Here is a 3171-nt window from a genome sequence, read left to right on the forward strand (position 1 = left end):
ATATAGCATCCTATCTTAGGATGACTCCTGAAACTTTGAGTCGCATTCGAAATTCTTGATTTCAATCAACAGCCAATAAATTGTTTCTTTTCATTTTTGTATAAATTAATAACAACGATGAAGATAATAAGTAGTCAACTGATAGAGAATCTTTTAATTATAACCGCAAATTCTACCGAAAAAGTTAAGCAGCTCAGAGAATTGAATATTGATGAGTTGAATAAAAAATCTGCACCAAATAAATGGAGTATTTTAGAATGCATTGAACATTTAAACCTGTATGGCGACTTCTATCTTCCGGTCATTGAAAGCGCGATTCGTTCCCAAAAGGTGACACGCAATTCAGGGATTTTTAAGAGCGGTATCATTGGAGATTATTTTGTGAACCTGGTAAAGATAAAACCAGACGGGATCAAAAAAATGTCTACAACAAAGGAAATGAACCCCTTTGGAAGGCGCCTGACAGTGACAACTATTGATCGTTTTTTAATGCAGCAAGCACATTTAAAGTCATTATTAACTCAGGCAGAACAGGTGAACATGACCAAAACTAAAACACCGATCTCGCTAACCAAACTCATCAAATTAAGGCTTGGAGATACCCTAAGGTTTACAGTACACCATATTGAAAGACATGTTGCTCAGGCAGATAACAATAGATATTAGATGAACATCTCCCCCGGATGATTTATTTTATTTTGCCCGATGATAGGCTACCAGCTCCTCAATTAAAGAGGGAATAATTAGCCCGGGCTTCATATTGAATTCAGTTAAAACCTCCAGCAGTGCATTCTTGAAATGATAGGCAATTGAGCCTACGCAATTGAATGAATAAGCTGTATATCCGGGATAACAGCTAACCAGATTTTCGAAGAATTGCTGAAAAGATGTTTTTACTATCCGATAACTGTAATCTGCATCCACTTCCGGATGATTAAGGAATTTAGCAAATTGGGCACAAAACCGATTTGGCATTGGTTCGATATACACTTGATGGATAATCTCTTCAGCTGAAAAACGGTATAGCTTTTCGAATTGGATACGAACAGACGATGGCATTTTATTCCTTAAGTAATCACTAAGAATCCTTTTTCCAATAGCACCTCCACTTCCTTCATCCCCCAGTATAAACCCCAGTGAATCAATATTTTTAACAATATTTACTCCATCATAAATGCAGGTATTTGTTCCTGTTCCGAGTATCGCCGCAAAACCGGATTTCTGTCCGAGCAGCCCCCTTGCAGCTGCAAGCAAATCGACATCTGCATATAACTGTTTGCAATTACTAAAAACTGAACTCAATACCTCATTCATCAACCCGGTTTTGTCGGCCTCACAGCCTGCACCATAGAAATAAAGCGTAGCAACTTCCATTGGATCAATATGCACAGAAATGCTACTGCGAATGGATTCAATCATAGCTGATTTGGCAAAGAAATAAGGATTATACCCTTCGCTTTTAAAGTAAAGGCTCTTGCCCGAGTTCTTGATCAGGCACCAGTCTGTTTTAGTTGAGCCACTGTCGGCTATTAAAATCATGCTTCCGTTGTTTAAATAAATCAGCTATTCTTCTTTCCCACTTTATGACCGGCGATTGCATAGTAACCCACTGCCAGATAGCATGGGATCACCATCAAATAGGCCTGCTGGGGGTTCATATGGTCTGCTAAGTACCCATACAAAAGTGGCAGTACTGCCGCGCCGGAAATTGCCATCACCAACAGTGAAGACCCCGCTTTGGTAAATTTACCCAGGCCTGAAATGGCTAATGGCCATATGGACGGCCACATCAATGAATTTGCCAGCCCTAGCAGGGCCACAAAAACGACTGAGGTTAAACCCGTGCTGAACATAGCCAGTACTGTGAATACAATACCTAATACTGCAGAACTCTTAAGTGCTGTTTCCTGACTAAAATACCTGGGAATGCATATAATCCCTATCAGGTATCCGGCAAGCATGCTAATCAGTGTAAAAGAAGTAAAAAATTTAGCCATTGTCAGTGGAATACCCTGATAGGCCCCATAGCCAATAATGCTATTCCCTGCGATTACTTCTACACCAGTATACCCAAACAACACTAAAACCCCAATGATCAGGTGCGGAAATTGAAAAACGGAAGTCTTTGTACTTTTTTCCAGATCATTCTCAGCTGCATCCAGTTCTTCCTCGTCAATTTCGGGTAAAGCAGAAAAGTAGATCACCGCCGACAATGCGATAAGCACCAATGTAATAATTGCATATGGCAGAATTACCTTAGCCGCCAGCCCATTTAATTCGACAAGCTTTTGGGCACCATTTAAGGAACCCAGTTTACTTTTCAATGCGTCTGCATCATTTAGGATTACTGCACCCAGGATTACAGGGGCCATTGCTCCGGCAATACCATTACATATCCCCATAAAACTGATCCTTCTTGCTGCGCTCTCCCTGGGACCCAGAATGGTCACATACGGATTTGAAGCCGTTTGCAATACAGTAAGTCCCGCACCTTGTACAAAAAGCCCGAGCAAAAAAATAGCGTACTGCCTGTTCAAAGCAGCGGGGATGAAAAGCAAGGAGCCTGCTGCGACAAGCAGCAATCCGAGCGACATTCCTTTTTTAAATCCGGTAGCTTTTAAAAGCCATCCGGATGGAACACCCATCACAAAATAGGAAATGTAAAAAGCAAAAGCTACCAGGTAGGATTGGAAATTATTGAGCTCACAAGCAATCTGCAAGTAAGGGATCAGCACTGCACTTAGCCAGGTCACAAAACCAAAAATAAAGAACAATACACCAATGATGATCAATGGGTTAAGCAGGTTATTTTCTACCTTGACGGCAGGAATTTCTTTAGTCATGACATCCATACCCTAACGATTTTCATTCTTTACTTTATCGATTACAGTTTCATAAACTGATTCCGGAAATATAGCGGGTTGAGCATACCAGAAAAATGAGCCGAAACCTTCATAAGTACCGGATTTGATATGCCGGGAGGTAGGCAAATAGCTAGACACGTCATTACAATAACCAGCTACACTTACCAGTTTGCCTGGCCAAAGGTTCTTAATACCCAGGCTGTAATCAGTAACTACCTCACGTGACAATCCAATCAATTTCCAGTTACCGATATTGAACGTCTGAATATAGACAGGCATGGACGCCGGTATTTTCCCAGCCTTATTC

The 3171-nt window shown here is 40.9% G+C and carries 4 protein-coding genes; 1 reads left to right on the forward strand and 3 read right to left on the reverse strand.

Annotated elements, in window-relative coordinates; translation table 11 throughout:
• Positions 1-117 precede the first annotated feature (117 nt).
• Complete coding sequence (locus tag AC1DDX_RS25765) at positions 118-666, forward strand: DinB family protein (protein WP_172663634.1); 549 nt, start codon at positions 118-120, stop codon at positions 664-666.
• 27 nt (positions 667-693) lie between these two features.
• Here the strand turns inward: AC1DDX_RS25765 and AC1DDX_RS25770 are convergent, their stop codons facing one another.
• The 3 genes from AC1DDX_RS25770 to AC1DDX_RS25780 all read right to left on the reverse strand — a co-directional run.
• Positions 694-1539, reverse strand: coding sequence for an N-acetylglucosamine kinase (locus AC1DDX_RS25770; RefSeq protein WP_337715017.1), 846 nt, complete (start codon positions 1537-1539; stop codon positions 694-696).
• Positions 1540-1559: 20 nt separating this feature from the next.
• Positions 1560-2852, reverse strand: coding sequence for a sugar MFS transporter (locus AC1DDX_RS25775; protein ID WP_288880260.1), 1293 nt, complete (start codon positions 2850-2852; stop codon positions 1560-1562).
• Positions 2853-2855: 3 nt separating this feature from the next.
• On the reverse strand, positions 2856-3171 hold a 316-nt coding region (locus AC1DDX_RS25780), incomplete at its 5' end, for a hypothetical protein (RefSeq protein WP_477622853.1).

Source organism: Pedobacter sp. 10L46_2, assembly GCF_056395165.1.